The organism is Allobosea sp. TWI1241 (assembly GCF_039673065.1).
Lineage (GTDB): Bacteria > Pseudomonadota > Alphaproteobacteria > Rhizobiales > Beijerinckiaceae > Allobosea.
In genome coordinates this window covers 116,527-141,509 of sequence record NZ_JBDJKW010000010.1, presented here as the reverse complement: position 1 = coordinate 141,509, position 24,983 = coordinate 116,527, and the positions used below count along the sequence as shown (strand labels likewise).

Annotated in this window: 29 protein-coding genes and 1 pseudogene; 15 read left to right on the top strand and 15 right to left on the bottom strand. The window is 71.6% G+C overall.

Annotated features, from left to right (window positions below; genetic code table 11):
- Positions 1 to 388, bottom strand: a pseudogene (locus ABE438_RS14425) (hypothetical protein); the annotation flags it as partial.
- Between the two features lie 171 nt (positions 389 to 559).
- Between ABE438_RS14425 and ABE438_RS14420 the strand changes: the two are divergent.
- Complete coding sequence (locus ABE438_RS14420; RefSeq protein WP_346503329.1) at positions 560 to 1,009, top strand: nucleoside deaminase; 450 nt, start codon at positions 560 to 562, stop codon at positions 1,007 to 1,009.
- A 270-nt stretch (positions 1,010 to 1,279) separates the two neighbouring features.
- Positions 1,280 to 1,693 (top strand): peptidoglycan L,D-endopeptidase MepK, encoded by a 414-nt coding sequence (locus ABE438_RS14415; RefSeq protein WP_346503328.1) that lies wholly within the window; start codon positions 1,280 to 1,282, stop codon positions 1,691 to 1,693.
- A gap of 21 nt (positions 1,694 to 1,714) precedes the next feature.
- On the opposite strand, the gene ABE438_RS14410 is transcribed toward ABE438_RS14415, so the two are convergent.
- The gene (locus ABE438_RS14410; RefSeq protein ID WP_346503327.1) at positions 1,715 to 2,464 is read right to left on the bottom strand and encodes a sulfite exporter TauE/SafE family protein; all 750 of its coding nucleotides are present in this window, start codon (positions 2,462 to 2,464) and stop codon (positions 1,715 to 1,717) included.
- Positions 2,465 to 2,584: 120 nt separating this feature from the next.
- Here ABE438_RS14410 and ABE438_RS14405 point away from each other — a divergent pair, with 120 nt between their 5' ends.
- Positions 2,585 to 3,373 (top strand): ArsR/SmtB family transcription factor, encoded by a 789-nt coding sequence (locus ABE438_RS14405; RefSeq protein WP_346503326.1) that lies wholly within the window; start codon positions 2,585 to 2,587, stop codon positions 3,371 to 3,373.
- Here the strand turns inward: ABE438_RS14405 and ABE438_RS14400 are convergent.
- From ABE438_RS14400 to purD, 3 genes are all read right to left on the bottom strand, one after another.
- The gene (locus ABE438_RS14400) at positions 3,333 to 4,199 is read right to left on the bottom strand and encodes a patatin-like phospholipase family protein (RefSeq protein WP_346503325.1); all 867 of its coding nucleotides are present in this window, start codon (positions 4,197 to 4,199) and stop codon (positions 3,333 to 3,335) included. The genes ABE438_RS14405 and ABE438_RS14400 overlap by 41 nt on opposite strands.
- A 55-nt stretch (positions 4,200 to 4,254) precedes the next feature.
- Complete coding sequence (locus tag ABE438_RS14395; RefSeq protein ID WP_346503324.1) at positions 4,255 to 5,166, bottom strand: alpha/beta fold hydrolase; 912 nt, start codon at positions 5,164 to 5,166, stop codon at positions 4,255 to 4,257.
- A gap of 108 nt (positions 5,167 to 5,274) precedes the next feature.
- Positions 5,275 to 6,555, bottom strand: coding sequence for a phosphoribosylamine--glycine ligase (gene purD / locus ABE438_RS14390; RefSeq protein WP_346503323.1), 1,281 nt, complete (start codon positions 6,553 to 6,555; stop codon positions 5,275 to 5,277).
- 182 nt (positions 6,556 to 6,737) lie between these two features.
- On the opposite strand from purD, the gene xseA reads away from it, so the two are divergent.
- Together xseA and ABE438_RS14380 are read left to right on the top strand one after the other, a co-directional pair.
- Positions 6,738 to 8,255 (top strand): exodeoxyribonuclease VII large subunit, encoded by a 1,518-nt coding sequence (gene xseA / locus ABE438_RS14385; RefSeq protein ID WP_346503322.1) that lies wholly within the window; start codon positions 6,738 to 6,740, stop codon positions 8,253 to 8,255.
- 97 nt (positions 8,256 to 8,352) lie between these two features.
- Positions 8,353 to 9,138, top strand: coding sequence for an SGNH/GDSL hydrolase family protein (locus ABE438_RS14380; protein ID WP_346503321.1), 786 nt, complete (start codon positions 8,353 to 8,355; stop codon positions 9,136 to 9,138).
- Positions 9,139 to 9,148: 10 nt separating this feature from the next.
- On the opposite strand, the gene ABE438_RS14375 is transcribed toward ABE438_RS14380, so the two are convergent.
- Positions 9,149 to 10,006 carry a dienelactone hydrolase family protein gene (locus ABE438_RS14375; protein WP_346503320.1) on the bottom strand — a complete coding sequence of 286 codons (858 nt, stop codon included), beginning with the start codon at positions 10,004 to 10,006 and terminating at the stop codon, positions 9,149 to 9,151.
- A 191-nt stretch (positions 10,007 to 10,197) separates the two neighbouring features.
- Here ABE438_RS14375 and ABE438_RS14370 point away from each other — a divergent pair, with 191 nt between their 5' ends.
- Complete coding sequence (locus tag ABE438_RS14370) at positions 10,198 to 10,419, top strand: DUF2093 domain-containing protein (protein WP_346503319.1); 222 nt, start codon at positions 10,198 to 10,200, stop codon at positions 10,417 to 10,419.
- Between the two features lie 19 nt (positions 10,420 to 10,438).
- Here the strand turns inward: ABE438_RS14370 and lpxK are convergent, their stop codons facing one another.
- The 5 genes from lpxK to ABE438_RS14345 form a co-directional block, all read right to left on the bottom strand.
- Positions 10,439 to 11,476, bottom strand: coding sequence for a tetraacyldisaccharide 4'-kinase (gene lpxK, locus ABE438_RS14365; protein WP_465248621.1), 1,038 nt, complete (start codon positions 11,474 to 11,476; stop codon positions 10,439 to 10,441).
- Positions 11,477 to 11,478: 2 nt separating this feature from the next.
- Positions 11,479 to 12,780 carry a 3-deoxy-D-manno-octulosonic acid transferase gene (locus ABE438_RS14360; RefSeq protein ID WP_346503317.1) on the bottom strand — a complete coding sequence of 434 codons (1,302 nt, stop codon included), beginning with the start codon at positions 12,778 to 12,780 and terminating at the stop codon, positions 11,479 to 11,481.
- A complete protein-coding gene (locus ABE438_RS14355) occupies positions 12,777 to 13,511 on the bottom strand; it encodes a lysophospholipid acyltransferase family protein (RefSeq protein ID WP_346503316.1) in 735 nt (244 codons plus the stop codon). The genes ABE438_RS14360 and ABE438_RS14355 overlap by 4 nt, the downstream gene beginning before the upstream one ends.
- A gap of 21 nt (positions 13,512 to 13,532) precedes the next feature.
- Entirely contained in the window at positions 13,533 to 13,775 is a 243-nt protein-coding gene (locus ABE438_RS14350; protein ID WP_346503315.1) for a DUF4170 domain-containing protein, read from the bottom strand.
- Between the two features lie 188 nt (positions 13,776 to 13,963).
- Positions 13,964 to 14,791: a 3'(2'),5'-bisphosphate nucleotidase CysQ gene (locus ABE438_RS14345; protein WP_346503314.1), complete on the bottom strand. Its 828-nt coding sequence runs from the start codon at positions 14,789 to 14,791 to the stop codon at positions 13,964 to 13,966.
- Between the two features lie 246 nt (positions 14,792 to 15,037).
- Here ABE438_RS14345 and ABE438_RS14340 point away from each other — a divergent pair, with 246 nt between their 5' ends.
- Entirely contained in the window at positions 15,038 to 15,553 is a 516-nt protein-coding gene (locus ABE438_RS14340) for a DUF6101 family protein (protein WP_346503313.1), read from the top strand.
- 15 nt (positions 15,554 to 15,568) lie between these two features.
- On the opposite strand, the gene ubiA is transcribed toward ABE438_RS14340, so the two are convergent.
- Positions 15,569 to 16,519 carry a 4-hydroxybenzoate octaprenyltransferase gene (gene ubiA, locus ABE438_RS14335; RefSeq protein ID WP_346503312.1) on the bottom strand — a complete coding sequence of 317 codons (951 nt, stop codon included), beginning with the start codon at positions 16,517 to 16,519 and terminating at the stop codon, positions 15,569 to 15,571.
- Between the two features lie 25 nt (positions 16,520 to 16,544).
- Entirely contained in the window at positions 16,545 to 17,012 is a 468-nt protein-coding gene (locus ABE438_RS14330) for a hypothetical protein (protein ID WP_346503311.1), read from the bottom strand.
- A 168-nt stretch (positions 17,013 to 17,180) separates the two neighbouring features.
- On the opposite strand from ABE438_RS14330, the gene ABE438_RS14325 reads away from it, so the two are divergent.
- From ABE438_RS14325 to ABE438_RS14310, 4 genes are all read left to right on the top strand, one after another.
- Positions 17,181 to 17,927: a 16S rRNA (uracil(1498)-N(3))-methyltransferase gene (locus tag ABE438_RS14325; RefSeq protein WP_346503310.1), complete on the top strand. Its 747-nt coding sequence runs from the start codon at positions 17,181 to 17,183 to the stop codon at positions 17,925 to 17,927.
- 166 nt (positions 17,928 to 18,093) lie between these two features.
- Complete coding sequence (locus tag ABE438_RS14320) at positions 18,094 to 19,266, top strand: carboxylate-amine ligase (protein WP_346503309.1); 1,173 nt, start codon at positions 18,094 to 18,096, stop codon at positions 19,264 to 19,266.
- Between the two features lie 221 nt (positions 19,267 to 19,487).
- The gene (locus ABE438_RS14315; RefSeq protein ID WP_346503308.1) at positions 19,488 to 20,879 is read left to right on the top strand and encodes a glutamate--cysteine ligase; all 1,392 of its coding nucleotides are present in this window, start codon (positions 19,488 to 19,490) and stop codon (positions 20,877 to 20,879) included.
- Between the two features lie 96 nt (positions 20,880 to 20,975).
- The gene (locus ABE438_RS14310) at positions 20,976 to 21,152 is read left to right on the top strand and encodes a Flp family type IVb pilin (protein ID WP_346503307.1); all 177 of its coding nucleotides are present in this window, start codon (positions 20,976 to 20,978) and stop codon (positions 21,150 to 21,152) included.
- A 54-nt stretch (positions 21,153 to 21,206) separates the two neighbouring features.
- Here the strand turns inward: ABE438_RS14310 and ABE438_RS14305 are convergent, their stop codons facing one another.
- Positions 21,207 to 21,437, bottom strand: coding sequence for a hypothetical protein (locus ABE438_RS14305; protein ID WP_346503306.1), 231 nt, complete (start codon positions 21,435 to 21,437; stop codon positions 21,207 to 21,209).
- Here ABE438_RS14305 and ABE438_RS14300 point away from each other — a divergent pair.
- Genes ABE438_RS14300 through ABE438_RS14290 form a run of 3 tightly spaced genes read left to right on the top strand, consistent with a single transcriptional unit; the run spans position 21,436 to position 23,488 of the window.
- Positions 21,436 to 22,449, top strand: coding sequence for a TadE/TadG family type IV pilus assembly protein (locus ABE438_RS14300; protein WP_346503305.1), 1,014 nt, complete (start codon positions 21,436 to 21,438; stop codon positions 22,447 to 22,449). The genes ABE438_RS14305 and ABE438_RS14300 overlap by 2 nt on opposite strands.
- Before the next feature lie 35 nt (positions 22,450 to 22,484).
- Positions 22,485 to 22,955 (top strand): TadE/TadG family type IV pilus assembly protein, encoded by a 471-nt coding sequence (locus ABE438_RS14295; RefSeq protein ID WP_346503304.1) that lies wholly within the window; start codon positions 22,485 to 22,487, stop codon positions 22,953 to 22,955.
- Positions 22,952 to 23,488 carry a TadE/TadG family type IV pilus assembly protein gene (locus ABE438_RS14290; RefSeq protein WP_346503303.1) on the top strand — a complete coding sequence of 179 codons (537 nt, stop codon included), beginning with the start codon at positions 22,952 to 22,954 and terminating at the stop codon, positions 23,486 to 23,488. The genes ABE438_RS14295 and ABE438_RS14290 overlap by 4 nt, the downstream gene beginning before the upstream one ends.
- 12 nt (positions 23,489 to 23,500) lie before the next feature.
- On the opposite strand, the gene ABE438_RS14285 is transcribed toward ABE438_RS14290, so the two are convergent.
- Positions 23,501 to 24,382 carry a LysR substrate-binding domain-containing protein gene (locus ABE438_RS14285; RefSeq protein WP_346503302.1) on the bottom strand — a complete coding sequence of 294 codons (882 nt, stop codon included), beginning with the start codon at positions 24,380 to 24,382 and terminating at the stop codon, positions 23,501 to 23,503.
- 155 nt (positions 24,383 to 24,537) lie between these two features.
- Here ABE438_RS14285 and ABE438_RS14280 point away from each other — a divergent pair, with 155 nt between their 5' ends.
- Complete coding sequence (locus ABE438_RS14280) at positions 24,538 to 24,945, top strand: DUF1127 domain-containing protein (protein WP_346503301.1); 408 nt, start codon at positions 24,538 to 24,540, stop codon at positions 24,943 to 24,945.
- Positions 24,946 to 24,983: the final 38 nt, after the last annotated feature.

Sequence of the window (24,983 nt, the reverse complement as noted above, 5' to 3'; positions counted from 1 at the left end):
GGCCGCGCTCACCGCCGCTGCGCGGCGGCCGGGCCGGGCGCTCGCCGCCGCCATAGCCGCCCTCGGAGCGTCCGGTACGCGCCGGGCGCGCGCCCTCGTCGCGGTCCTGCCGCGGCCTGTCGCCATCCTTGCGCGGGAAGCGGCCGGGGCCGGCCGGGCGCTCGCCGAAGCGCTCGCGCGCGGGACCACGCTCGCCATCGGGGCGGAAGCGCGGTGGGCCGTCGCGGCGGGGCCGCTCGTCGCCGTCGCGGCCGCGCATCGGAGGACGGCCGGGGCCGCGTGCGCCGGGGCGACCGTCGCGCGGGCCTCCGTCGCGCCCGCCGCCGCCCTTGCCGCCACCGCCGCCCTTGCGCGGTCCCCGGTTCTTCTGGTTGTTGTCGTCGCTCATGATGGCTCCAGCGAGCGGGCGCGTCGCCAGAGGCGCCGCTTGCGCGGGCCGGGACGCTCGTCGTCTCGAAATCAGGTCGTAGCCGGCGCTTGTAGCAGGGCCGGCGCCGCGCCGCGAGCGGCAAAAGACGAGGCTGCGATGGTATCCGTCGACGCAGAGCGCATCGATCCCATGTCCGCAGCGCCTGCGCCGATGGCACTCGCCATGGCGGAGGCGCGGGCGGCGGCGGGGCGCGGCGAGGTGCCGGTCGGCGCGGTGGTGATGCGCGAGGGGCGCGTGCTGGCGCGCGCCGGCAACCGCACGCTCGAACTGAAGGACCCCACCGCCCATGCCGAGACGCTGGCCATCCGCATGGCCTGCGAGGCGATCGGCTCCGAGCGGCTGATCGGCTGCGATCTCTATGTCACCCTCGAGCCGTGCCCGATGTGCGCGGGCGCCATCTCCTTCGCCCGCATCCGCCGGCTCTATTTCGCCGCCTCCGACCCGAAGGGCGGTGCGGTCGAGAACGGCGTGCGCCTCTATGCCAGCCCGAGCTGCCATCACGCGCCCGAGGTCTATGGCGGGCTGAGCGAGCGCGAGGCGGCCGATCTGCTGCGCGAGTTCTTCCGCGAACGCCGGTGACCCTTACGGCGCGCGGCCGGATGTTCATCGATTCGATGTATTCGGCGCGTTTGACGCTTCCGCGTGGAAGACGATCGTTCTATTTTTTAGTTGATTTCGGTGAATTGGCGCGTTCGTAAGATGTAATCGGAAAGTCCGGTTTCTATGCTGGCGGCGTGCCATGTTTTCGCCTTTTGCGATGCGTAGATGCCTCGGCGCGTTGCTGGGCCAGACCAAGGATTGGTGGTTCCGGTATCCCCTCCCATCTCTGGTCATCGGTTCAGTACAGTCATGCGTCATGTTGCGTCGGTCGCGGTCATCGCGGCCTTCTGGTCCACTGCGTCCCTTGCCAACCTCCCGCTCGAGAAGATCGCGTTCCAGCCCCAGGTGAAGGGGCTCGCCTGCCTCAAGCCCGAGACGCTGGCGATGCTGAAGGAACTGATCGAGCGGATCGGCCCGATCCAGATCACCTCGACCTGCGGCGGGCGCCATGCCCGCAACTCCCTGCACTACAGCGGCAAGGCCGTGGATTTCCGGCCGCTCGGCACCTCGCCGCGCAAGGCGGCCGCCGTGGCGCGCTCCATGGCCAGCATCGGCGGCGTCGGCGCCTATTCGAACGGGCTCGTCCATGTCGACGTCGGCGAGCGCCAGGCCAACTGGTACGGCCACAAGCGCAGCCGCCGCGTCGCCTATGCCCGCCGCTGAGGCGGGCGCTCAGGCGGGCGCTCAGGCGGCCTGAAGCGTCGCCCGCGTCACCAGATAGACGCCGAGCGCCAGCAGGGCCGCGAAGAAGCAGAGCCGGAAGGTCGCGGGCGAGATGCGCGCCCGCAGCATCTGGCCGGCCCAGAGTCCGGCCAGCGCCGGCAGCAGGGCCAGCCCCGAGGCGCCGGCGACGTGCCAGTCCAGCGCACCGGCGCCGATCAGGCCGAGCGAGAGCGCCAGCGTCGAGACGAGGAATGACAGGCCGAGCGCCTGCACCATCTCGTCCTTGTCGAAGCCCAGCGCCTGCAGATAGGGCACGGCCGGCAGCACGAAGACGCCGGTCGCGGCGGTGGCGACGCCCGTCAGCACCCCGACCAGCGGGCCGAGCCAGGCCTCCCAGCCGGCCGGCACGCGCAGCTTCGCCGCCTTGAGGCCGACCAGCGCGTAGAGGATAAGCGCCAGGCCGAGCCAGAGCGTCGCCGAGCCGTCCCTGGCCTTCTCCAGCAGGCCGGCCCCGGCCCAGGTGCCGACGCAGGTTCCGGCCAGCATCGGCCAGAGTCGCCGGGCGATCGCGGGCAGCTTGGGCCCGAGCAGCTGCCAGCTATTCGTCACCAGGTTCGGGATCACGAGCAGGGCCGCGGCCTGGGCCGGCGACATCAGCACGCCGAGCAGGCCGACCGCGATGGTCGGCAGGCCGAGCCCGATCACGCCCTTGACGAAGCCGGCCAGCACGAAGATCGCGCCGATGACGAGGAACTGCGTGCTCTGGTCCATGTCGCGTCCCGCCTCGCCGTCCGGCCGCTCTTCGTCTCGCGATCCCTCTCTTGCCAGCCGCAGCGCGCCCTGTCTGCCGCGGACACTACGGCCGGCGCCGTAGTGTCCCTGCTTGCCCGCATGAGCGATCGCGCCATGATGGCGCTCTCATCGGAGGATCAGGCCATGGCGGCCGACGGCCCCTATCTCGCGCAGATCGCGCATCTGGTCGGCGATCCGGCCCGCGCCAACATGCTGCAGGCGCTGATGGACGGGCGGGCGCTCACCGCGAAGGAGCTCTCCTTTCTCGCCGGCGTCGCGCCGCAGACCGCGAGCGGCCATCTCGCGCGCCTGCTGGAGGGCGGCCTGCTCGCCGTCGCGGCGCAGGGGCGCCATCGCTATTTCCGCCTCGCCGGACCCGAGGTCGCGGCCGCGCTCGAAGGCATGATGGTGCTGGCGGCCGGGCAGGCGGGGCGCCGCCGCCTGACGGTGCGCGTCGAGGCCGATCTCGCCCGCGCCCGCACCTGCTACGACCATTTCGCCGGCCGCCTCGGCGTCGCGATCCACGACGCGTTGATGGCGCAGGGCCATCTCGTCGCCGCCGGCGATGGCTACGGCTTGTCGGCAGGCGGGCGCGAGGCCTTCGCGGCGCTCGGCATCGATCCGGATGTGGCGCGCGGGCGGCGCGCGCCGCTGCGCCCCTGCCTCGACTGGAGCGAACGCCGCCCGCATCTGGCGGGCTCGCTTGCCGCCGCGCTGGCCTGCCGCTGCTTCGAGGCCGGCTGGGTGGTGCGGCCGCGCGAGGGCCGGGCCGTGACGCTGACGCCGGCCGGGCGCGCCGCGCTCTCGGCCGCGCTGCCGGGCTTCCGCTGCGAGGATGCCGACGCGGTCAGCCAGCCCGTTCCAGAGCCTCGCCGAGCTTACGCCTGACCTCCTCGCGGACGGGTGCCGCCGCGTCGAGGATCGCCCTGGCGCGGAAGAAGTCGAGCCCGCCGAAGCCGTCGCCGCCGGCCCGGATCAGCAGGTCGGGCGGGCGGCGCTCGACCATGCGCTGCACCAGCGCGCGCGTCAGGATCTGCGAGACGCCGGCGATCGCCTCGAGCGGTTCCGGCACGCGGCTGTCGCTGATCGTGGCGGGCGCACTGGTATCGACCGCCAGCACCAGCCGGCCGGGCCCGAGCAGCCGGTCATAGGGCAGGGGATTGACCGCGCCGCCGTCGATCAGCACGCGCCCGCCGATCGTCACCGGCCGGACCAGGCCGGGAATGGCCAGCGAGGCGGCGACGGCAGGTGTCAGCGGGCCGGTGCCGAGCACCACCTCCTCGTGCAGGTGATAATCGGTCGCCACGGCGAGGAAGGGGATGGCGAGGTCCTCGAACCGGTCCGGCACTGCGCTCGGCCAGAACAGGTCGAGCAGGCGCTCGCCGTCGAGCAGCACCGGATTGCCGAAACCGCGCCAGAGATCGGCGAACTTGCCGACGCGCGCCTCCAGGAGCCGCGCGATCACCCGGGCGCGGTCGCGGAAGGTCGCCTCGACATGGGCGCGCAGCTCGGCGCCCGAGAGGCCGGCCGCATAGGCGGCGCCGATGATCGCGCCCATGGAGGAGCCGGCGATCAGCGCCGGCCTGACGCCGAGATCGTCGAGCGCCTCGAGGACGGGGATATGGCTCAGGCCGCGCGCGCCGCCGGAGCCGAGCACCAGCACGATCTCGGGCGTCTGACGAGCGGGGGAGGGCGTGTCGGGTAGGCTCGGCATGGCTCGCTTCTGGCGCGCGGCGATGGCTGCAGGATGACAGCGCCGGCGGCGGCCGTCAGTCCGCGGCGGCGAGGAAGGGCTCGACGGCGGCCAGCGTGTCGGCCGGGTTCTCCTCGGGGAGGAAATGGCCGCTGGCGATCGCCTGCCCCTGGGCCTGCGGCGCGAAGCTGCCGCGCCAGATCGCGAGCGGGCTCTCGCCCTTGGCCGGAATGCCGGCCTCGCCCCAGAGCACCAGCACCGGGCAGGCGATCTTGCGCCCGGCGTCGAGGTCGGCCCGGTCATGCTCGACATCGGTGGTGGCGCCGGCGCGATAATCCTCGCAGGCGGCATGGATGCGCGAGGGATCGTTGAACGAGTCGATATAGGAGCGTAGCGCCAGCGGGTGGAACGCCTTCAGCTCCTTGGCGCGCGTCCAGCTTGCGATGGTGTGGTCGAGCCAGCCGGCCGGATCTGCCTGGATCAGCTTCTCGGGGATGGGCTCGGGCTGGGCCAGGAAGGTCCAGTGATAGACCTGCATGGCGCGCGCCGCGTTCATGCCCTCCCACATCGCGATGGTGGGGATGATGTCGAGCAGCACCAGCCGCGCGACGCTGCCCGGCTCGTCGAGCGCCAGCCGGTAGCCGACGCGCGCCCCGCGATCGTGCCCGACCACGGCGAAGCGGACATGGCCGAGCGCCCGCATCAGCGCGATGATGTCCTGGCCCATGGCGCGCTTGGTGTAGGTCTCGCGGCCGCCGTCGCCATGCGGCGCCGACGACCAGCCATAGCCGCGCAGGTCCGGGCAGACGACGGTATGGGTCCTGGCCAGCGCTACCGCCATGACGTGCCATTCGGCATGGGTCTGCGGGAAGCCGTGGATCAGCACCACAGGCGGGCCCTCGCCGCCGACGCGCGCGAAGATGCGCCCCGCCGGCCCGTCGATCCAGCGCGCCTCGAAGCCGGGAAACAGCGTGTCGAGATTGGTCATGGCGGCGTCGCTCCCTCTCCGGTTTTGCGCCAGTCTAGAGCACGGCGCCGCAAAGTGGATCGGGGTTTTCCGGCATGGCCGCCGCGCGAAACCGCAGGGCGGCGCGGCTCAGCCCTCTTGCTCGCGCCGCACCGCCTGCCAGCCGATGTCGCGCCGGCAGAAGCCGCCCGGCCAGTCGATCGCGTCGACCGCCTCATAGGCGCGCTGCTGCGCCTCGGTGATGCTGGCGCCGAGCGCCACGACGTTGAGCACGCGCCCGCCGCTGGCCACGAGATCGGCACCCTTCAGCGCGGTGCCGGCATGGAAGACCATGACCTTGTCGCGGGCCTCGGCCTTGTCGAGGCCGCGGATCACGCTGCCCTTCTCGGGCGCCGCCGGATAGCCCTTCGCCGCGAGCACCACGGTCAGCGCCGCCTCCTGCGACCAGCGCAGATCGATCGAGCCGAGCACCCCGTCGCAGGCGGCGATCAGCGCCGGCAGGATGTCGCTCTTGAGGCGCGGCATCAGCACCTCGCATTCCGGATCGCCGAAGCGGACATTGTATTCGATCAGTTTCGGGCCCTGCTCGGTGATCATCAGCCCGGCGAAGAGCACGCCCTTGAACGGCGTGCCGCGCTGGGCGAGGCCGGCCAGCGTCGGGCGCACGATCTCGGCCATGACGCGCTCTTCCATCGCCGCGGTCATCACGGGTGCGGGCGAATAGGCACCCATGCCGCCGGTGTTCGGCCCGGTGTCGCCGTCGCCGACGCGCTTGTGGTCCTGCGCCGAGGCGAGCGCCAGCGCATGCGTGCCGTCGCAGAGCGCGAAGAAGCTCGCCTCCTCGCCGATCATCCACTCCTCGATCACCACCTCGGCGCCGGCCTCGCCGAGCCCGCCGGAGAACATCATGGCGAGCGCCTCGTCGGCCTGCTCGCGGGTCTCGGCCATCACCACGCCCTTGCCGGCGGCGAGGCCGTCGGCCTTGATCACCAGCGGCGCGCCCTTCTGCGCGACGTAGGCCTTCGCCGCGGTCTCGTCCGAGAAGCGGGCGAAGGCGGCGGTGGGAATCGCGAACTCGGCGCAGAGCTCCTTGGTGAAGCCCTTCGAGCCTTCGAGGCGGGCTGCGGCGGCGGACGGGCCGAACGCCTTGATGCCGGCGGCGGCGAGATCGTCGACGATGCCGGCGACCAGCGGCGCCTCCGGGCCGACGACGACGAAGTCGATCGCCATCAGCCGGCAGAAGGCGATGACGGCCTGATGGTCGGCGACGTCGACGACGACGTTCTCGCCGCAGGCGGCGGTGCCGGGATTGCCCGGCGCGATGAAGAGCTTGTCGCAGAGCGGCGAGGCCGAGATCGCCCAGGCGAGGGCATGCTCGCGGCCGCCGGAACCGATCAGGAGAATCTTCATCGCAGCCTCGTTCCGCTCGAAATTTGGGTGGCGCCGGCCGCATCGCCTCCGCCCGGCTTGCGCGCGAGCGCCCGGACGAGGGCGGGGCCGGGCGCGCCGCCGCGTCTGAGCCAGCGCAATAGCGGCCGCGGGCTGCGGGGGCAACGCTTCTGCCGGCGCCCGCCTGCGATTAAGCTTCGGCCATGGACAGCGAATCGTCAGTTCCCGCCGGCAATGCGCCGGAATGGTCGGTCTCGGACCTCTCCGGCGCGCTGAAGCGCACGCTGGAGGACGCCTTCGGCTTCGTGCGCGTGCGCGGCGAGATCTCGGGCTATCGCGGCCCGGTCGCCTCCGGCCATGTCTACTTCTCGCTGAAGGACGCCAACGCCAAGATCGACGCGGTGATCTGGAAGGGCGTGTTCGGCCGGCTGCGCACCAAGCCCCAGGAAGGGCTGGAGGTCATCGCCACCGGCAAGATCACCACCTTCGCCGGCAAGTCGAGCTACCAGATCATCATCGACTCGCTGGAGCCGGCGGGCATCGGCGCGCTGATGGCGCTGCTGGAGGAGCGCCGCAAGCGGCTGGCGGCCGAGGGCCTGTTCGCCGCCGAGCGCAAGCGGCCCATCCCCTTCCTGCCGCGGGTGATCGGCGTCGTCACCTCGCCGACCGGCGCGGTGATCCGCGACATCCTGCACCGGCTGGAGGACCGTTTCCCGCGCCATGTCCTGGTCTGGCCGGTGCGCGTGCAGGGCGAGACCAGCGCCGCCGAGGTCGCGGCCGCCATCGCCGGCTTCAACGCCCTGCCGGAGGGCGGGCCGATCCCGCGGCCGGACGTGATCATCTTGGCGCGCGGCGGCGGCTCGCTCGAGGATTTGATGGGCTTCAACGAGGAGGCCGTGGTGCGCGCAGCCGCCGCCTCGACAATCCCGCTGGTCTCCGCGGTCGGCCATGAGACCGACGTCACCCTGATCGACCATGCCGCCGACCTGCGCGCCCCGACGCCGACCGGCGCGGCCGAGAAGGTCGTGCCGGTGCGTGCCGAACTGCTCGCCCTCGTCGCCGATCTCGCGCGCCGCCATCGCGACGGCATGCTGCGCCTCGCCGACCGCCGCCGGGCCGATCTGCGGGCGCTGGCGCGCGCCTTGCCGGCGCCCGAGGCGCTGCTCGCCGGCCCGCGCCAGCGGCTCGACCTCGCCGCCGCCAAGCTCGGCCCGGCCTTGGCACGCAATGCCCGCGTCCACGAGCAGCGTCTCGCCCAGCTCGACCGGCGGCTGCACGGCCAGTCGCCGGCGGCACGCCTCGCCGCCCATGCCGAGCGGCTCGACGGTCTCGGCAAGCGCCTCGCGGCGGCGCGCGCCAATCTGGTGCAGCGCCAGCGCGACCGTGTCGCCCGCGCGGCCGATAGGGTCGAGGCGGTGGCCGGCCGGGCCGAGGCCGCCTTCGCCCGCCAGGTCCAGCGCCGGCGCGACCGGCTCGATTCGCTCTGGGCGCTGGCGTCCTCGCTCGGTCCGCAGGCGGTGCTGGCGCGCGGCTATGCGCTGGTGCGCGACGAGAGCGGCACGCTGCTGCGCAGCGCCGCCGCGGCGCGCCCCGGCATGGCGCTGAGCGTTGCCATGGCCGATGGCGCCTTCGGCGTCGTCGTGCCCGGCGGCGGCGCCCCGCCGGCCCGTCCCTCGGTGCGAAAGCCGTCGTCCGGCGGGACGCAGGGCGACCTGTTCTGAGCATGATAGCGGCCGGCGAGGGGCTTTTCCGGCCGTTCAGGAGGCATTCAGGAAACGCCCGCTAAGCGACGATGATCGCGGTTGGGGGATGCCCTAGATGCGGACTTGGTTCCGGACGGCCCATGCCTGTGCCTTCGCCTGCGCCGTCCTCCTGCTGGGACCGCTGTTCGCGTCTTCCTCCGCCATGGCGGCGTCCTTCGTCTGCCGTCCACGCCCCATCATCGCGGCCGATCCCGCTGCGGGTTCGGTGGCGACCGGCTGGCAGGGCGTGGTGCGGCCGCTGCGCATCCTCGCCATCGGCTCGTCCTCGACCGAGGGCGTCGGCGCCAGCGGCGGCGACAAGACCTATCCGGCGCGCCTGGCCGTGCTGCTGCGCGACGGGCTCTCCGGCCGCCAGATCGACATGGTCAATGCCGGCATCGGCGGCGAGATCGCGCCGCAGACCCTGCAGCGCCTCAAGGCAGCGCTCGCCGCTTCCCGCTACGATCTGGTGATCTGGCAGGTCGGCACCAACGACGCGGTCACCGGCGGCGACCTCGAAGCCTTCCGCAAGCTGGTCGCCGACGGCATCGGCGCGGCCAGGGCGGCCGGTACTCGCATGGTCGTGCTTGACCCGCAATTCTATCCCGGCATCAAGGAGACGGCGCGCTATCGCAGCTATGTCGAGGCGATCGCCGAGATCGCGCGCGGCGCCGGCGTGCCGGTGCTGTCGCGCTATGCCGCGATGCGCGAATGGTACGAGCGTGACGCGGAGGGCTTCATGGCCGCGCTCGCCGGCGACCGGTTCCACATGAGCGATGCCGGCTATGCCTGCCTCGCCCAGGACATCGCGATGTCGCTGCTCGGCAACCGGCCGACCGTCGCGGTCGCCGCTGGCGAATAGCGCCGCGGCCTCAGGGCGCGCCGAGAAAGGCCCGCACCCGCCGGATGGCGTCCTCGCGCGCTTCGGGATGGGTGCCCACCGTGGCGCTGCCGGTTCCCGTCGCCGAGAAGGCGATGTCCTTGCGCTGCTTCAACGCCAGCCGCGGATGGTCGAAATCATGGACCGCACCCGGATAGAGCACGAGCTCGACCGGCTCGCCGCGGGCGCGCGCCGCCTTGGCCAGCAGGTCGCAGGGCGTCGGCGGCGTCCAGTCGTCGGCCTCGCCGATCAGGATCAGTGCCGGCAGGCGCGCCGCGAAGTCGCGGGATTCGAGCTGGGTGCGGCAGCCCGGATAGAAGGCGACCGCCCGGGCGAAATCCGGTTTGCCGTCCGCAGGGCGACGGTCCTTTCGGATCGCGGCCAGGACGGTTGCGCCGCCGCCCGACCAGCCGAGCAGCGAGATCGCGTCGGGCTTGATCCCCGGCTGGCCCTGCAGCCAGCGTCGCGCGCTCGCCGCGTCGCCGACGCGCTCGCGGCTCGCCCGGACGGAGATGTCCCGCACGCCGCATTGCGAGCCGAGGCCGCGCGAGCCGTAACTGTCCGGCAGGAGCACGGCATAGCCGGCGGCGGTCAGGATCTGGGCCCAGTCGGCATGGCGGGCGGAGAGATTGCCGTCCTGCCGCCAGAGCCCGCCGCAGCCGTGCAGCGCCACCACGGCGGGGAACGGGCCGCGCCCGGCCGGGCGGAACAGTACGCCGTCGAGCCGCTGCTCGTCGCCGGCCGAGCCGATGCTCACCCGCTCATAGCTCGGCGAGCCCGCCGCGGCCGCGGGCAGCGGTGCGAGCGCGAGCAGGGTCAGGCAGGCGAGATGGCACAGGCGTTCCAGCATCGCCCTACGCTATCGCAGAAGCCAGGAATGCGCACAACCGCTTCTGGAACAAGAGGTTATCGGATCGCCAACGCCGGCCGCGGCCTGGTCCGCCGCCTTGCCCGCGTTGCGGTCGTGCCGGCATCGGCCTATCTAGGCCGGCGAGACGGGCGGTCGCGCGCGACCGTCGCCCCTGCGATGCGGACGAACCGATGAACATCAACGAGCGCCAGCCCTCCCTCGGCACGGAAGCGCAGCTCGACTATGGCGATGGGGACTTCAAGGTCCGCAAGCCCGGCGCCTTCGTGCGCTGCGCCGTCACGGGGGCGGCCATCCGCCTTGAGGATCTGCGCTACTGGTCGGCCGAATGGCAGGAGGCCTATGCCTCGCCGGAGGCCGTTCTGGAGCGGGTTAAGCGCGGCGGCCGGCCCTAGTAACTTCCTACGTCGGCGCTCAGGCGCCACGCAGCCGGCGATCTCGCCCGGAAGTTGCGCGGCCGGCGAGTGCACGCCGCAGCAGCGCGTCGAGCGCGGCGGGATCGCTCAGCTTGAGCGCGACCGGCACCGGGACCAGCCTGTCGCGCTCGGCCTGCGGCCAGAGCGGGCCGAGCTTCACCACATCCTTTTCCGTGACCGCAACCGCGCAGTCGTGCCGGCGCGCCTCGGCGATCAGCGCCGCGACATCCGACGCGGTGTAGGCGTGATGGTCGCCGAAGCGCCGCTCGATGAGGATGCGCGCGCCGGCCTGCGTCAGCGTGGCGGCGAATTTCTCCGGCCGGCCGATCCCCGAGGCCGCGATCACCGCAAGCCCCGCGAGCCTGGCCTGCAAGGCCTCCGGCACGGCCATCACGGCGTGCAGCACGGGATGGCCCCCGGCCATGGCGGTGCGGGTGAAGGCGTCGCCGGGCGCGCCGGCCCCGATCACCATGCCGGCATCGATCCGCGCCAGCTGCGCCTGCGCCGGAGCGCGCAGCGGGCCGGCGGGAAGGCACAGCCCGTTGCCCAGCCCGACCGCGCCGTCGACGACGGCCAGGCGCAGATCCTTGCGCAGCGACGGGTTCTGCAGCCCGTCGTCCATGACGATGACCGTGGCGCCCTCCGCCCGCGCCAGCGCCGCGCCGGCGGGCCGGTCGCGTGCGACGACGACGGGATAGCGGCTCGCCATCAGCAGCGGCTCGTCGCCGATATCGCCGGCGCCGTGACGCGCAGGATCGACGCGGAGCGGGCCGGGCTCGCGCCCGCCATAGCCGCGGCTGAGGATGAAGGGGGTTTCGCCGAGCGCCGTCAGCCGCTCTGCGACGGCGAGCGCGGTCGGCGTCTTGCCGGCGCCGCCCGCGACGAGATTGCCGACGCAGATCACCGGCAGGCCGGCATCGGCACCGGGCCGGGCCATCCGCGCCAGCGTCGCGGCGCCGTAGAGCGCGCCCAGAGGTTGCAGCAGCCGGGCGCCGAGGCCGGGCTCGGCCCGCCACCAGAAGCCCGGCGCGCGCAGGTTCATGCGTCGCTCTCGCGCTGGCCGATCACCGCGCGCAGCAGCAGCGGCTCCAGCGCCTGGACTGTGCGGTCGAGGGCGCCGCCGAGCTCGCTGCTGGTCTGGGCCGCGGCGCGCGCGGCCTGTCTGGCGGAGGCCGGATCGCTCAGCCAGCGATGCACCGCGCCGGCCAGCTCCTGCCGGTCCTGCACCTGCCTGGCGCCGCCACCGGCGTCGAAGGCGGCGAACAGGTCGGCGGATTTGTGCACCAGCGGGCCGTGCAGCAGGGCGCAGCCGAGCTTGGCAGGCTCGATCGGGTTGTGGCCGCCGATCGGCGCCAGCGAGCCGCCGATGAAGGCGACGGGCGCGAGGCGGTAGAACAGGCCGAGATCGCCCAGCGTGTCGGCGATGTAGAACTCGACATCGCGCTCCGGCAGCTCGCCGAGCGAGCGGCGCGCATGGCTGACGCCGTTGACCTGCGCCAGCGCCGCGACCTCCTCGCCGCGATGCGGATGGCGCGGCGCCACGATGGTCAGGAGCTTGGGCAGATGCGCCTTGACGCCGAGATGGGCGGCGAGCACGTCCTCTTCCTCGCCCGGATGGGTCGAGGCGGCGACCCAGACAGGGCGACCCGCCATCAGCCCGTCGAGCAGGGCGAGCGTCTCGGGCGCGGCCGGCGGGGCCGGCACGTCGAATTTCAGGTTGCCGGCGATGCTGACGCGCGGCGCGCCGAGCTGGGCGAGGCGCTGCCCGTCCTCCTGCGTCTGCGCCAGGCAGCGCTCGAAGCCCGAGAGCAGGTAGCGCGCCGTCTTCGGAAACCTGTACCAGCGCTGGAAGGAGCGCTCCGACATGCGCGCGTTGACCAGCACCAGCGGCACGCCGTGTTTGCCGGATTCGATCATCAGGTTCGGCCAGATCTCGGATTCGCAGATCAGGCCGAGATCGGGTCGCCAATGGTCGAGGAAGCGGCGCATATAGCGCGGCACGTCGAGCGGCAGGAACTGGTGGATCACCCCGGCCGGCAGGCGCTGCGACAGCAGCTTCGCCGAGGTCACGGTGCCCGACGTCACTAGCACCGCCAGCCCGCGCCGCTGCAGGCGGTCGATCAGCGGCAGCAGCGTCACCGTCTCGCCGACGCTGGCGCCGTGCAGCCAGACCAGCGTCTTCTGCGGACGCTCGGCGCTGGCGTGCCCGCGCCGCTCGGCGAGGCGCTGCGGGTCTTCCTTGCCGCGGCGCAGGCGCCAGAGCAGCAGCGCGGCGGCCGCCGGCTCGAGCAGGCGTGACAGGGTGCGATAGGCGTTGACCAGGAAGCCGCGCGCGATCATGGCCGTTGCCCCGCCGCAGCCGCCTCGCGCAGGCCGGCCCCCGGATCGCGGGCGCCGATCAGCGAATAGGCCCGGGCATGCACGGCGTCGAGCCCATCCTGGACCGCCAGCCGCGCCGCCTCCTGCGCCGCCTCGTCGGCGTCGCGCGGCACGGTGATGCCCTCGCCGACGACGATGGCGCCGCGCCCGAAGGGCAGGCCGATCGAGGCGCGGTCCCAGCTCTTGAAGTCGATGCGGCGGCTGGTCACCACCGCGATCGGGTGGATCGGCCGGCCGGAAGTGCGTGCCAGCGCGACGATGCCCGCGCCGCAGACGCGTGCCCGCTTGGGAATGTCGGCTGTCAGAACCATGGACTCGCCGGCGGCCAGCCGGCGCATCATCGCCAGGAAGGCCGGCGCGCCGCCCTTCTCGCGCACCTTCTTGCCCATGGCGCCCGAGCCGCGGATCGCGCCGATGCCGAGCTCGCGCAGCGCCACGGCGTTGAAGCCGCCGTCGCCATGACGCGAGACCAGCGAGCAGGCGGGCATCCAGTCCGGCCGCGCGAACGGGATCATGATGTGCTGGCCGTGCCACATCGCGATGATCAGCGGCAGCTCGGGGCGGACGCGCTCATAGATGTCGGCCGGCTCGACGACGAAGCGGTTCGTCCGGCGCACGAGGCGCAGATAGAAGGCCAGGCCGCGCCCGAGCGCTTCCTGTGCGAACCGTGTCTTCAGCAGCGAGAATCCCATCGGGCGGCCGGCCGTTCCGGCTCAGTTCTTGATGGTGGAAGGGTCGAGAAGCCGGTGCAGGTGGACGACGAAATAGCGCGTCTGCGCCTGGTCGACCGTGGCCTGCGCCTTCGCCTTCCAGGCGGTGTAGGCGGTGGCGTAATCCGGGTAGACGCCGACGATGTCGACTTTCGACAGGTCCTTGAACTCGACGCCCTCCAGATCGCTCAGCTCGCCGCCGATGACGAGATGGAGCAGCTGTTTACCGGCCTGACCGTCGCTCATGAACTCCCTCCGATGAGGTATGCGGGGCTCCCCGAAGCCGGGGAGGGCGGGACGCCGCCCGGAAACCGCTCCGGCCGGTACGTCGCTGCGCCTGTCGGCTGCTCAGATAAGCCATCCATGCCCCAGGCGCGAGGGGCGATTGGCCCCGCCGCGTCGATCTTTCGGGCAAGTCGCCCGGGCCTTGGGCGTCAGCCGGTGCCGGGGGTGCCGCGCAGCGCCTGCACCGCTTCCTGCAGGGGCGAGACGAGGCCGGGCGCCGCGGCCAGCAGCGTGCCGTGCACCGGCGTCGGCCGGTTGTACTGCACCGCCCCGCCATCGGCGGTGCTGAGCCGGCCGCCGGCCTCGGAGAGGACGAGATCGGCGGCCGCCAGGTCCCAGTCGCGCGAATCGGGCGAGACCAGCCCGGCGTCGATGCTGGCGTCGGCGATCCGGGTCAGGCGCAGCGCCAGCGAAGGGATCTTGTCCACCGCGACGAAGGGCTGCTGCCGCGCCAATGCGTCGAGCATCGGCTTTGGGCCGGCGAGGCGCGCCCGCGCGAGGTCGCTGATCGCGCTGGCGCGGATCGCCGTGCCGTTGCGGGTGGCGCCGCCGCCGGCCAAAGCCTCGTAGCTGGCGTCGCAGGCCGGGGAATGAACGACGCCGAGCACCGGCTTGCCCTCGTCGAGCAGCGCGACGCAGACCGCCCAGTCCGGCGAGCCTGCCATATAAGCGCGCGTGCCGTCGATCGGATCGACGACCCAGACCAGCCGGCGCGACAGGCGCAGCCTGTCGTCGGCGGTCTCCTCGGAGAGCCAGCCGGCCTCTGGCAGCAGGGCGGCGAGGCGCACATGCAGGAAGGTGTCGACGCCGATATCGGCCTCGGTGACCGGCGAACCGCCGGCCTTCGACCAGGTGCGGGCGGCGGTCTGCGCGCCGGGGCGGAACAGATCCAGCGCCAGCTGCCCGGCTTCGAGGCAGGCGGCGCGGATGGCGGGCATGAGCGCCCGCGCGGCGGGGGAGGGGCTGGCTGCGGTCATGGCCCCGTTATGATCCCTGCCGATGGCGGCACAAGGGGAAAATGCGCCAGGCCAGCGAAAGAAAACGTCAAGCATCACGCCGGAAACCCGGCCCGAAACGCCCCGAAACCCGCCCGATACCTTTGTTTAACCCAAGCTCTTAAGCGCTCGGACAGCCGCGCCGGCCAACTCTCGCCAGGCAAGCACGAGAGCCCCGCATCGACAGAGGGCTCCGGGCAGCAGGGACAAGAGAGAGGCGTTAATCCGATGGCCAGCGTCACGACGGCCGCCGGGGAGCTCGGCTTCCAGCCGATCATCTCCGGCGGCGCGACCGACCAGACAGACACCAGGCGGGCTGCGACCGCCGACACGCCCCGTATCGAACGGGTCGGCCCCGTGCGCATCCTGCGCGGCGGCGCCGGCTGGCGCGGCGTGGCGTTGCGGCTCGCCGGCGACGACGGCGAGGCCGACACGCGCTGCCAGCTGGCACTGACGGCGGGCGACGGCCGCTCGGTCACCGTCGCGGTCTTCGACGAGGACGAGGCGGTGGCGGCCTGGCGCTCCTTCGGGCGCACGAGCGGCCTGCCGCTGCTGCTCGAGACCGAGGACGGCAGCGTCAGCGAGCCCTATCCCCAGCTCGGCCGCGTCGCGCTCGGCCCGGTGCGCATCCGGCGGCGCTATGCGCTGCTCGCCGGCCGGCGCCCGCGTTTCCTGACCCGGCGCAAGACCGGGCGGCTCGCCGAGCGCCCCGTGATGGTCAGCGGCGAAATCCTCTCCGGCTGACGCAGCGGCGCCGCCTCAGGCCAGATGGCGGAGGATGGAATCCAGCGCGAAGCCGGCGGCGAGGATCAGTCCGGCATCGCGGTTGGAGCGGAACAGCATCAGCGCGGTCGGGCTGTCGACGCCCGACAGGCGCCTGACCTGCCAGCCGAGATGCAGCGCGAAGCCGGCGACGCCGAGATAGGCCGCGACGCCGCCGCCGGCCGCATGGCAGGCGAGGGCGACCAGCAGGACGGCGAGTGCGAAGCACAGCCCCACCGCCTGCTGCATCCAGTCGCCGAAATAGCGCGCGCTGGACTTGATGCCGGCGAGGACGTCGTCCTCGATGTCCTGCATCGCGTAGATCGTGTCGTAGCCGATGGTCCAGAGGATCGCGGCCGCATAGAGCAGGTAGGCCGGCGCGGCGAGGCTGCCGAACACCGCGCTCCAGCCGAGCAGCGCGCCCCAGGAGAAGGCGAGGCCGAGCACCGCCTGCGGCATGTTGGTGATCCGCTTCATGAACGGATAGATCGCCACGATGCCGAGCGAGGCGATGCCGGCCGCGACCGTGAAGCGGTTGAACTGCAGCAGCACCAGCAGCCCGACCAGCGACAGCCCCACCATGAAAAGCGCCGCGGCCCGCGCGCTCACCTGCCCGGACGGCAGCGGCCGGCCGCGGGTCCGCGCCACCTGCGCGTCGAGCTTGCGGTCGACGATGTCGTTGAAGGTCGAGCCGGCAGCGCGCATCACGACCGCGCCGACGAGGAAGAGCAGGCAGTGCCAAGGGTTCGGATAGGGCTGCCCGGCCGCGACGGCGGCGAGAGAGGCCGACCACCAGCACGGCAGCAGGAGCAGCCACCAGCCGATCGGCCGCTCCATGCGGGCGAGCTTAAGATAGGGGCGGATCGCCTGCGGGGCGCGCGTATCGACCCAGTGGCCGCTCAGCGCGTCGGGCAGCGGGGCGTGGGCGAGGTCGTCGCGCCTGGTCATGCCGGACCGTCCTGCCCGGACGGCGTCAGAGCGCGCCCTGCGGCACGCGCATCGGCCCGCCGGTGACCGCGTCGGGCCCGCCGAATGGGTTCTGGCTCTGCTGCTGCGCCTGCTGGCGGGCGCGACGCTCCAGTGTCGCCTGCTGCTTGGCGGCGTTGCAGGCCTGGCCGCGATAGCCGCCGGCCTTCTCGTTGTCGGCCTTCAGCCCGTCGATGAAGGAGGCGGGGATCTGACACCAGTCCTGGTTGGCGGTGGCGAACTTCACGGTGGCGTTGCCGTTGTTCACCAGCCGGCCGAGCAGGTTGCAGGCCTGGGTCGGCGTCAGCCTCTTCTTGCCCTTGCCGGATGTGTTGAGCTGCTGCACCAGCGCCTGGCGCTCCTGCATCAGCTTCTGGATGTTCTCGCAGCCGGACGGGGCCTGGGCGAGCACAGGGGACACAAGGCCCATGCCGGTCAGAACCGCCGCCAGCCTCAGGGTCGCGTATCGCCGCATCGTCCCGCTCCGCATCACACATCGCGCCGCCACCCTGCAGCGCGCACTGTCCATAACAGCGTCGCCGCGCGCCGCAAAGCGCCGGTGCCGCATTCGCTATCTTCCGGCTTGCTCCTAGCCGCCGATTGTGGCGACTTTCGCGGCCCGACAGCAAGGTATGCGGCCGCGATGCGCGAATTGCCCAAGCACAGACTCCATTCCGACGCCCCGCTGGCCGCCGGCGTCGCGCTGCCGCTGCCGCGCGAGCAGGCCAATTATCTCCTCAACGTGCTGCGCCTGCGCGAGGGCGACACCGTCGCCGTGTTCAACGGGCGCGACGGCGAATGGCTCTGCGCGCTGCACGCCGAAGGCCGCAAGCAAGCTTCGCTGGAGCCGGTCCGGCAGTTGCGGCCGCAGACGCGGCGGCCCGATCTGGTCTATCTCTTCGCGCCGCTGAAGCACGCCCGGCTCGACTACATGGCCCAGAAGGCGGTCGAGATGGGCGCCGGCGTGCTCCAGCCGGTGATCACCCGTTACACCCAGGTCTCGCGGCTCAATCTCGATCGTCTCGCCGCCAATGCCCGCGAGGCTGCGGAGCAGTGCGGCATCCTCGCTCTGCCCGAGATCAGGCCCGAGCAGCCGCTGGAGGCCGCGCTCGCCGGGCTCGAGCCCGAGCGCCTGCTGGTCTTCTGCGACGAGGCGGCGGCCTCCGCCAGCCCGGTCGCGGCGTTGCGCGAGGCGCCGCGCGGCCCGCTCGCCGTGCTGATCGGGCCGGAGGGCGGTTTCGACGAGGCCGAGCGCGCGCTGGTCATGGCACGCGGCCTGACGTTGCGTCTGTCGCTCGGTCCGCGCATCCTGCGGGCCGATACCGCTGCGGTCGCCGCCCTGGCCCTGGTGCAGGCGGTGCTCGGAGACTGGCAGGCCGACATAGGCTGACCTTGCGTCAGAATGCCGCCCGCCGGCCGCCGCGCGAATGGCGACGGCGGTGGAACGTGTCCCTCGCCGATACGTTTCCGTCGGGCTGTCCCGGTCGCAGTTCCGACTCATTGACGATCAGTCTGAGCGCCGACTCGCCGAGATGGCTCGATACGGGGGAGATGCCATGACCAGCCACGCCTATCGCTTCGGAATCGAGGAGGAGTATTTTCTGTCCGACGCGGACAGCCGCGGCGCCATGCGCAAGATCGCGCCGCGTTTCATGGACGCCGCGCAGGCCGCCTTTCCCGACGAATTGCAGCGCGAGATGCTGCAATCGCAGATCGAGGTCGCGACGCCGGTCTGCGAGACCATGCAGCAGGCCCGCGCCCGCCTCTCGCGGCTGCGATCCGGGCTCTCCGACATCGCCCGCGAGCACGGCATGCTGCTGCTCGCCTGCGGCACGCACCCGACCGCCGTCTGGGTGAACCAGCGCGTCACCGAGGCCAGGCGCTATGATTCGATCATGCGCGACCTGCAGATGCTCGGCAGCCGCAACCAGCTCTGCGGGCTGCATGTCCATGTCGAGCTGCCCGACGAGGACGAGCGGATCTCGATCATGGTCCGCATTCTGCCCTATCTGCCGCTGCTGCTGGCGCTCTCCACTTCATCGCCTTTCTGGCAGGGGCGCCGCACCGGGCTGATGGGCTACCGGCTCTGCGCCTATGCCGAGCTGCCCCGCACCGGCCTGCCGGAGCTCTTCGCCGACGCCGCCGATTATCGCGCCTATGTCGACACCATGGTCGCCTCGGGCGCGATCCGCGACGCCAGCTTCATCTGGTGGGCGATCCGGCCCTCGCTGAACCATCCGACGCTGGAACTGCGCGTCGCCGACAGCTGCACGCGGCTCGACGATACGCTTGCCGTCACGGCGCTCTATCGCTGCCTGGTGCGCCATCTCTCCCGCAAGCCGGCGCTGAATGCCGGGCTGACCGCGGCCTCGCGCGCCATCGCGGCCGAGAATATCTGGCGTGCCCAGCGCTACGGCCTGCATGGCGGCTTCGTCTGCGAGTCGCGCCGCAGCCTGCGCAGCCTGCGCGAGGTCCTCGACGAGGTGCTCGACATGCTGGCCGAGGATGCCGTGATCCTCGGCTGCAGCAGCGATCTCGCCGCCTGCCGCCGCATCGCCATCGAGGGCACCAGCGCCGACGCGCAGCTGGCCATCTTCGAAGAGGGCCGCGCGGGTCCCGGCGGGCAGGCGGCCGGCATGCGCGCCGTGGTCGACTGGCTGGCCTCGCAGACGCGGGCCGATGGCCACCATATGGGGCCGCAGGAGGAGGGCCTGCGCGGGGCGGCCTGAGCCCCGCCGCGCCATGCGCGATTTCCCGTCTGATCCTGCGCGGATCGTCGTTGTGGGAAGTCCGGTGCTCGCCTATGTCTGGCGCTTCGATGAGCGCATCGTCCCGGCACGCAGTCTCCTGAGGCCGGGAACAGCTCGAACGCCTTGATCCGGCGCGTCTTCCTGAAATCCCCGGCCGCAGCCCGGGGAAGGGGCGCCGGCCCCTGCCTGCCGGAGCTCCCATGGCACGCGACGTATCCGATTCGACACCTCTCGGTTCCAAGGCCGAGCTCATCGAATGGATCTCAGCCGGCGAAAAACCGGCGTCCGCCTTCCGGATCGGCACGGAACACGAGAAATTTCCCTTCCATCGCGACGATCTCTCGCCGGTTCCCTATGCGCCGGGCCCGGGCCGCAGCGGCGGCATCCGCGATCTGCTCGCCGGCATGCAGGACCGGCTCGGCTGGGAGCCGATCCTCGATGACGGACATGTGATCGGGCTCGCCGGCCCCGAGGGCGGCGGCGCAATCTCGCTCGAGCCGGGCGGGCAGTTCGAGCTGTCGGGCGCTCCCGTCGAGACCATCCACGAGACCGAAGCCGAGCTGCTCGGGCATCTCGCCGATCTCGGCGCGGTCGCCGCGCCGCATGGCATCGGCTTCCTCGGGATCGGCCATTCGCCGTTGTGGACGCGCGAGCAGACGCCGGTGATGCCGAAGCGCCGCTACGCCATCATGGCGAACTACATGCCGAAGGTCGGCACGCGCGGGCTGGACATGATGTTCCGGACCTCGACCGTGCAGGTCAATCTCGACTTCGCGACCGAGGCCGACATGGTGCGCAAGCTGCGCGTCTCGCTGGCGCTGCAGCCGCTGGCGACCGCGCTCTTCGCCGCCTCGCCCTTCACCGAGGGCCGGCTGAACGGCTTCCAGTCGATGCGCTCCGAGATCTGGCGGGACACCGATGCGGCGCGCTCCGGCATGCTCGCCTTCGCCTTCGATCCGGCGATGTCCTACGAGGCCTATGTCGACTGGGCGCTCGACGTGCCGATGTATTTCGTCAAGCGCGACGACACCTATCACGACGTCACCGGCGGCTCCTTCCGCGACCTGATGGCGGGCCGGCTGGCCCAGCTGCCGGGCGAGCGCGCCACGATGTCGGACTGGGCGAACCATCTCTCGACGCTGTTCCCCGAGGTGCGCCTGAAGCGCTTCCTCGAAATGCGCGGCGCCGATGCCGGGCCGACCGACATGCTGCTGGCGCTGCCGGCCTTCTGGGTCGGCCTGCTCTATGACCAGACCGCGCTCGACGCTGCCTGGGAGATCGTCAAGGGCTGGAGCGCCGAGGCCCGCCAGGGCCTGCGCGACACGGTGCCGAAGGCCGGCCTCAACGCCCGTATCGAGGGCCGGCCGCTGCGCGAGCTCGCCCGGGAGGTGCTGGCGCTCTCGCGCGACGGTCTCGCGCGCCGGGCCCGGCGCGACGGCGAGGGTCGCGACGAGACCCGCTTCCTGGAGCCGATCCAGGCGATCGCCGACAGCGGCCGCACGCTGGCCGAGCGCCTCGCCGTGCGCCAGCAGGGCGCCTGGGGCGGCAAGGTCGAGCCGGTCTTCGCCGAGCTGGCGTTCGCCGCGCATTAACCATGATCTGCGAGCGACCGGCCCGGAGGCCGGTCGACGCGGATTGAAGCGATCCGGTTAACCGATCGTCCGGGCTTTGGCGGCTACGGTCCCGGCATGAAGTCGCTCATCGCCCTTTCGCGTGATTTCCGCCGTGACGACCGTGGTGCCACCGCGATCGAGTACTGCATGATCGCGGCTGCGATCTCGCTGGCGATCGTGACCAGCATCACGACGATCGGCGCCAGCGTCCTCGGCTTCTTCCAGCAGGCCGCCGCCGGCTTCCCGTCCTGAGCCGCGCGCTCCGGCGCCCGGTCCGCGGCTCTGCTCCGCCACCTCCGATCCGCTTCAACCAATCTTTACCATGGGGCACGCCAAGCGGGCCCCCGAGCGCCGTTCTGCGCCCTTGACCATGGTTTTCGCCGATCGGCGCAAGGTTTCAGCAAGGCGGCGCTCGCTACCGTCCGCCTCGTCCCGGCCATCCGGCCGCACCCGTTTCACGTTCCTGCCCGAAAGGCTTTCGACGATGTCCCTGTTGCGATCTTTCCAGAAGGATGCTCGCGGCACGACGGCGGTCATGCTCGGACTGGCGGCGCCGGTCGTCCTCCTCGCGGTCGGTGGCGGCATCGACATGAGCCGTGCCGCGGCGCAGCGCCAGAAGATCGCCACCGCCCTCGAGCTCGCCTGCCAGCAGGCGACGCACGAAATCCGCTATCGCCAGAACCAGAGCGGGGCCGACCCCAAGGCCAATTACGAATCTGTCGTCACCAAGCTGGGGCAGGACAAGGTCGCGGCCGCCAACCTCACCGGCGTCGGCGTGACGACCACCATCGCCTCCGACGTGATCACCATCCGCGGCACCGGCACCAGCACGAACATGTTCGGCGGGGTGATCGGCTTCAACACCGTCTCGCTCTCCGCCTCGCGCAACTGCGCCAAGCCGCCTTTCCCGACCTCGCCGGGCTCGGGAACGCCGGGCACGGTGCTGATCGTCGAATCCTTCGAGACCAACCACAACGTCGCCTCGAACAGCTGGACCGTGCTGAACAACTGGAACGGCTGGTCGACGCAGTCGGGCAAGGGCGGCATCGAGATCAACGGCATCCCGCAGCTCTCCGGCAACGAGATCCGCTTCGGCAACTTCTTCGCCGAGCTCGACTCCCATTGCTACACCTCGAACTGCAAGACGAACTCGGCGATGTGGCGCGACGTGACGCTGCCCGAGACCGGCGACTACGAATTGCGCTACTGGTATATCTCGCGCGTCCGCAATCCCGACTACGCCGGCAAGGTCTTCTGCGCCTACAAGGATTCCTCCACCGCCGTGCGCAACGCCATGGAAGGGGCCAAGTGGGAAGGCCAGACCAACCGCATCGACGTCTACTTCGCCAAGACGAGCGGCTTCTCGGCTTCCTCGACCACCATGGTCGATTCCTGCGTGCACACCGATGTGTGGACCGAGCGCAGGATCCAGTTCAAGAACCTGAAGAAGGGCGACAAGTACCGCATGCAGTTCCAGGCGGCGGGCCGTGAGGACACCTATGGCGGCCTGATCGACTATATCCGCTTCTGCACCAAGACCTGCCCGTGAGCGGCGAGGGTGCGATGCATGGGGATCGGCCTGTGATGACGGCTCGCGCGACGGGGCGCCTGATGCGCCGCCTGCGCGGCTTCGCCGGCGACACGCGCGGCGTGGCGGCGGTCGAGTTCGCTCTGGTCGGGCTGGCTTTCATCACGATTCTGCTGGCGATCCTGCAGTTCGCCATGGTCTTCCTCTCGCAGATGCTGCTGCACGACGCGCTCTCCGACGCGGCCTCCGGCAACAGCGCGCAGACCTATGCGGGCAATCGCGGCGCCGTCGCGACGCAGATCTGCAGCCGCCTCGTGCTCGCGCCCAATTGCGTCGGCTCCATCCGGCTCGAGGCGCAGCCGCTCGCCGCATACGGGGCGGCGCGACAGCCCGTCGGCGGCACCTTCACCGCAGCGGCGGTCGGCACGCCGATGCTGATGCGCGCCCGCGTGCCAGTCGTCACCTTCGTCCCCGGCCTGCCGGACCTGAGCGTCTCCGGCGCCGCCCTTTATGCGAGGCAGTCATGAGCCGGTTCGCCGCTTGGCGCCGGCGCAGGGCCGGCAGCCTGCTGCGCGACGAGCGCGGCGTCGCCGCCATCGAGTTCTCGCTCATGGCGGTGCTGGTCTTCACCATGCTGGCGGCCGCCGTCGACATGACGCAGGCGCTGATCATCCAGCGGGATATCAACCGCTTCACCGCCGCGGCCGCCATGGTGCTGGCCACGGCCGACGACGACACCAAGGTCGCGCTGGCGGGTCTTGAGATCAACGCCAAGATCGCCAATGTCCTGCCGGGCTGGACCGGCGTCGAGGTCGGCTCGGCCTCGGTGGTGCGCGATGGCGCGGCGATCCGCGTCGGCGTCGGCACGATGACCTATATGCCGCCCGAAGCGAACGCCGCCGCGCTCGCAGCCCTGGCCGACAAGGACCATGGCGTCGTCGTGCGTGCGAGCTATCGCCACGAGCCGATCATCCTCGGCTTTGCCGAGCGCTTCGGCCTGACGACCCGCACCTTCGTCGCCACCACGGCGGCGCTGCGCCTGCGCAACGCGCAGTACTGACGGCGTCGGCGGCTATTCGGCCGCCGCCTTGAAGCTCTGCAGGTTGTCGAGGCTCTGGATGATGTGCTCGGCCAGCGCGTTGGAGAGCACCGAGGGATCGTGCCGCGTCCGCAGCAGGCCGATCTTGCAGGAGGGCAGGGCGCCGAAGCCCTCGGCCGGTCCAAGAATGCGCATGCCGGAGCGGATCGCGCTCTCGGGCAGCACAGAGACGGCGAGCCCCGCCACCACCGCGGCGCCGACCGCCGTCGAATTCCAGCTGGCATAGAGCACGCGGAAGCGCCGTCCCCGCGCCTCCAGCCCCTCGACAGCCGCCTGGCGCCAGTTGCAGGTCGGGCGGCCCAAAGCCAGCGGCAGCGGGTCCTCCTCATGCACGCAATGGCGCGCCGAGGTCACCCAGAGCAGCGGCTCGATGCGGATGATCTCGCCCTGGCCGCCACCCTCGACATGGGTGATGATCGCGAGGTCGATGTCGCCGCTGGCGATGCGCTGGGCCAGCATCGGCGTCGGCTCGCAGACGACCGTGACCTCCGAACGCGGATTGGAGCGGGAGAAGCGCGCCAGGATCTCCGGCAGGTAGCGATCGGCGTAATCGTCCGGCACGCCCAGCCTGATGCGCCCCTTGAGGTCGGCGTCGGTGAAGGTCGCGACGCATTCGAGGTTCAGTCGGACGATGCGGCGCGCATAGTCGAGTAGCCGCTCGCCATCCTCCGTGAGCCTGGCATGGCGGCCGTCGCGGCCGAACAGCGGCCGGCCGATGCGCTCCTCCAGCCGCTTCATCTGCATCGAGACGGCGGACTGGGTCTTGAACACCACCTCGGCGGCGCGGGTGAACGAGCCGGTATCGGCGATGGCGACGAAGGTCTTCAGCTGGTCGGCGTCGAGCACATGGGCCATGACCGGTCGCTCTCGTTATTCATCAAGAATGGTGACGTCGAACATCATAAGCATTCGTTTGGCTTATGAACAGTGCCGCGATACCTCAGGGCCACATCCGGCGGCCCGTGCCGTCGTCCCCGCGCCGGATGCCACCCGGTCCCCTGGAGGCCGTCATGCTCGCCGTGACCTATACCGCGAAGTCCCTGTCGTTCCTGGCCGCCCACGCGAATCGCGGGCTGCGCGGAGCCGGGCGCGCCGTGAAGGCACTGGCCGTCGCCATCGCCCATCGCCGCGAAGTCATGAGCCTCTCCGAGCTCGACGATCGCGGCCTGAAGGATATCGGGCTCGTCCGCTCCGATGTCGAGGGCGCGCTCGCCAGCTCCTGGCTGCGCGATCCGTCCAGCGTCCTCGCTGCCCGCTCGAACCAGCAGCAGCGCAGCGCCGCGGCGCGGCGCGAGGCCGGGCTTCGACGGGCTTCCGTGAATGCCGCATCCCAGAACACCGCGCCTCAGAATACCGCGAAGGAGCCTGCCCGCCCGGTCGTGCAGGTCCCCGCGATCCCGGTTGCGTGCAGCGCCTGACCCCTTGGCAGTCTGCACGTTCCTGCGGGCGGTGACTT

Bases quoted from the DNA above. Each gene is read 5' to 3' on its own strand.
- ABE438_RS14420 (WP_346503329.1), top strand. From the start codon at position 560: ATGTCCGCAGCGCCTGCGCCGATGGCACTCGCCATGGCGGAGGCGCGG.
- ABE438_RS14415 (WP_346503328.1), top strand. From the start codon at position 1,280: ATGCGTCATGTTGCGTCGGTCGCGGTCATCGCGGCCTTCTGGTCCACT.
- ABE438_RS14410 (WP_346503327.1), bottom strand. From the start codon at position 2,464: ATGGACCAGAGCACGCAGTTCCTCGTCATCGGCGCGATCTTCGTGCTG.
- ABE438_RS14405 (WP_346503326.1), top strand. From the start codon at position 2,585: ATGAGCGATCGCGCCATGATGGCGCTCTCATCGGAGGATCAGGCCATG.
- ABE438_RS14400 (WP_346503325.1), bottom strand. From the start codon at position 4,199: ATGCCGAGCCTACCCGACACGCCCTCCCCCGCTCGTCAGACGCCCGAG.
- ABE438_RS14395 (WP_346503324.1), bottom strand. From the start codon at position 5,166: ATGACCAATCTCGACACGCTGTTTCCCGGCTTCGAGGCGCGCTGGATC.
- purD (WP_346503323.1), bottom strand. From the start codon at position 6,555: ATGAAGATTCTCCTGATCGGTTCCGGCGGCCGCGAGCATGCCCTCGCC.
- xseA (WP_346503322.1), top strand. From the start codon at position 6,738: ATGGACAGCGAATCGTCAGTTCCCGCCGGCAATGCGCCGGAATGGTCG.
- ABE438_RS14380 (WP_346503321.1), top strand. From the start codon at position 8,353: ATGCGGACTTGGTTCCGGACGGCCCATGCCTGTGCCTTCGCCTGCGCC.
- ABE438_RS14375 (WP_346503320.1), bottom strand. From the start codon at position 10,006: ATGCTGGAACGCCTGTGCCATCTCGCCTGCCTGACCCTGCTCGCGCTC.
- ABE438_RS14370 (WP_346503319.1), top strand. From the start codon at position 10,198: ATGAACATCAACGAGCGCCAGCCCTCCCTCGGCACGGAAGCGCAGCTC.
- ABE438_RS14360 (WP_346503317.1), bottom strand. From the start codon at position 12,780: ATGATCGCGCGCGGCTTCCTGGTCAACGCCTATCGCACCCTGTCACGC.
- ABE438_RS14355 (WP_346503316.1), bottom strand. From the start codon at position 13,511: ATGGGATTCTCGCTGCTGAAGACACGGTTCGCACAGGAAGCGCTCGGG.
- ABE438_RS14350 (WP_346503315.1), bottom strand. From the start codon at position 13,775: ATGAGCGACGGTCAGGCCGGTAAACAGCTGCTCCATCTCGTCATCGGC.
- ABE438_RS14345 (WP_346503314.1), bottom strand. From the start codon at position 14,791: ATGACCGCAGCCAGCCCCTCCCCCGCCGCGCGGGCGCTCATGCCCGCC.
- ABE438_RS14340 (WP_346503313.1), top strand. From the start codon at position 15,038: ATGGCCAGCGTCACGACGGCCGCCGGGGAGCTCGGCTTCCAGCCGATC.
- ubiA (WP_346503312.1), bottom strand. From the start codon at position 16,519: ATGACCAGGCGCGACGACCTCGCCCACGCCCCGCTGCCCGACGCGCTG.
- ABE438_RS14330 (WP_346503311.1), bottom strand. From the start codon at position 17,012: ATGCGGCGATACGCGACCCTGAGGCTGGCGGCGGTTCTGACCGGCATG.
- ABE438_RS14325 (WP_346503310.1), top strand. From the start codon at position 17,181: ATGCGCGAATTGCCCAAGCACAGACTCCATTCCGACGCCCCGCTGGCC.
- ABE438_RS14320 (WP_346503309.1), top strand. From the start codon at position 18,094: ATGACCAGCCACGCCTATCGCTTCGGAATCGAGGAGGAGTATTTTCTG.
- ABE438_RS14315 (WP_346503308.1), top strand. From the start codon at position 19,488: ATGGCACGCGACGTATCCGATTCGACACCTCTCGGTTCCAAGGCCGAG.
- ABE438_RS14310 (WP_346503307.1), top strand. From the start codon at position 20,976: ATGAAGTCGCTCATCGCCCTTTCGCGTGATTTCCGCCGTGACGACCGT.
- ABE438_RS14300 (WP_346503305.1), top strand. From the start codon at position 21,436: ATGCTCGGACTGGCGGCGCCGGTCGTCCTCCTCGCGGTCGGTGGCGGC.
- ABE438_RS14305 (WP_346503306.1), bottom strand. From the start codon at position 21,437: ATGACCGCCGTCGTGCCGCGAGCATCCTTCTGGAAAGATCGCAACAGG.
- ABE438_RS14295 (WP_346503304.1), top strand. From the start codon at position 22,485: ATGACGGCTCGCGCGACGGGGCGCCTGATGCGCCGCCTGCGCGGCTTC.
- ABE438_RS14290 (WP_346503303.1), top strand. From the start codon at position 22,952: ATGAGCCGGTTCGCCGCTTGGCGCCGGCGCAGGGCCGGCAGCCTGCTG.
- ABE438_RS14285 (WP_346503302.1), bottom strand. From the start codon at position 24,382: ATGGCCCATGTGCTCGACGCCGACCAGCTGAAGACCTTCGTCGCCATC.
- ABE438_RS14280 (WP_346503301.1), top strand. From the start codon at position 24,538: ATGCTCGCCGTGACCTATACCGCGAAGTCCCTGTCGTTCCTGGCCGCC.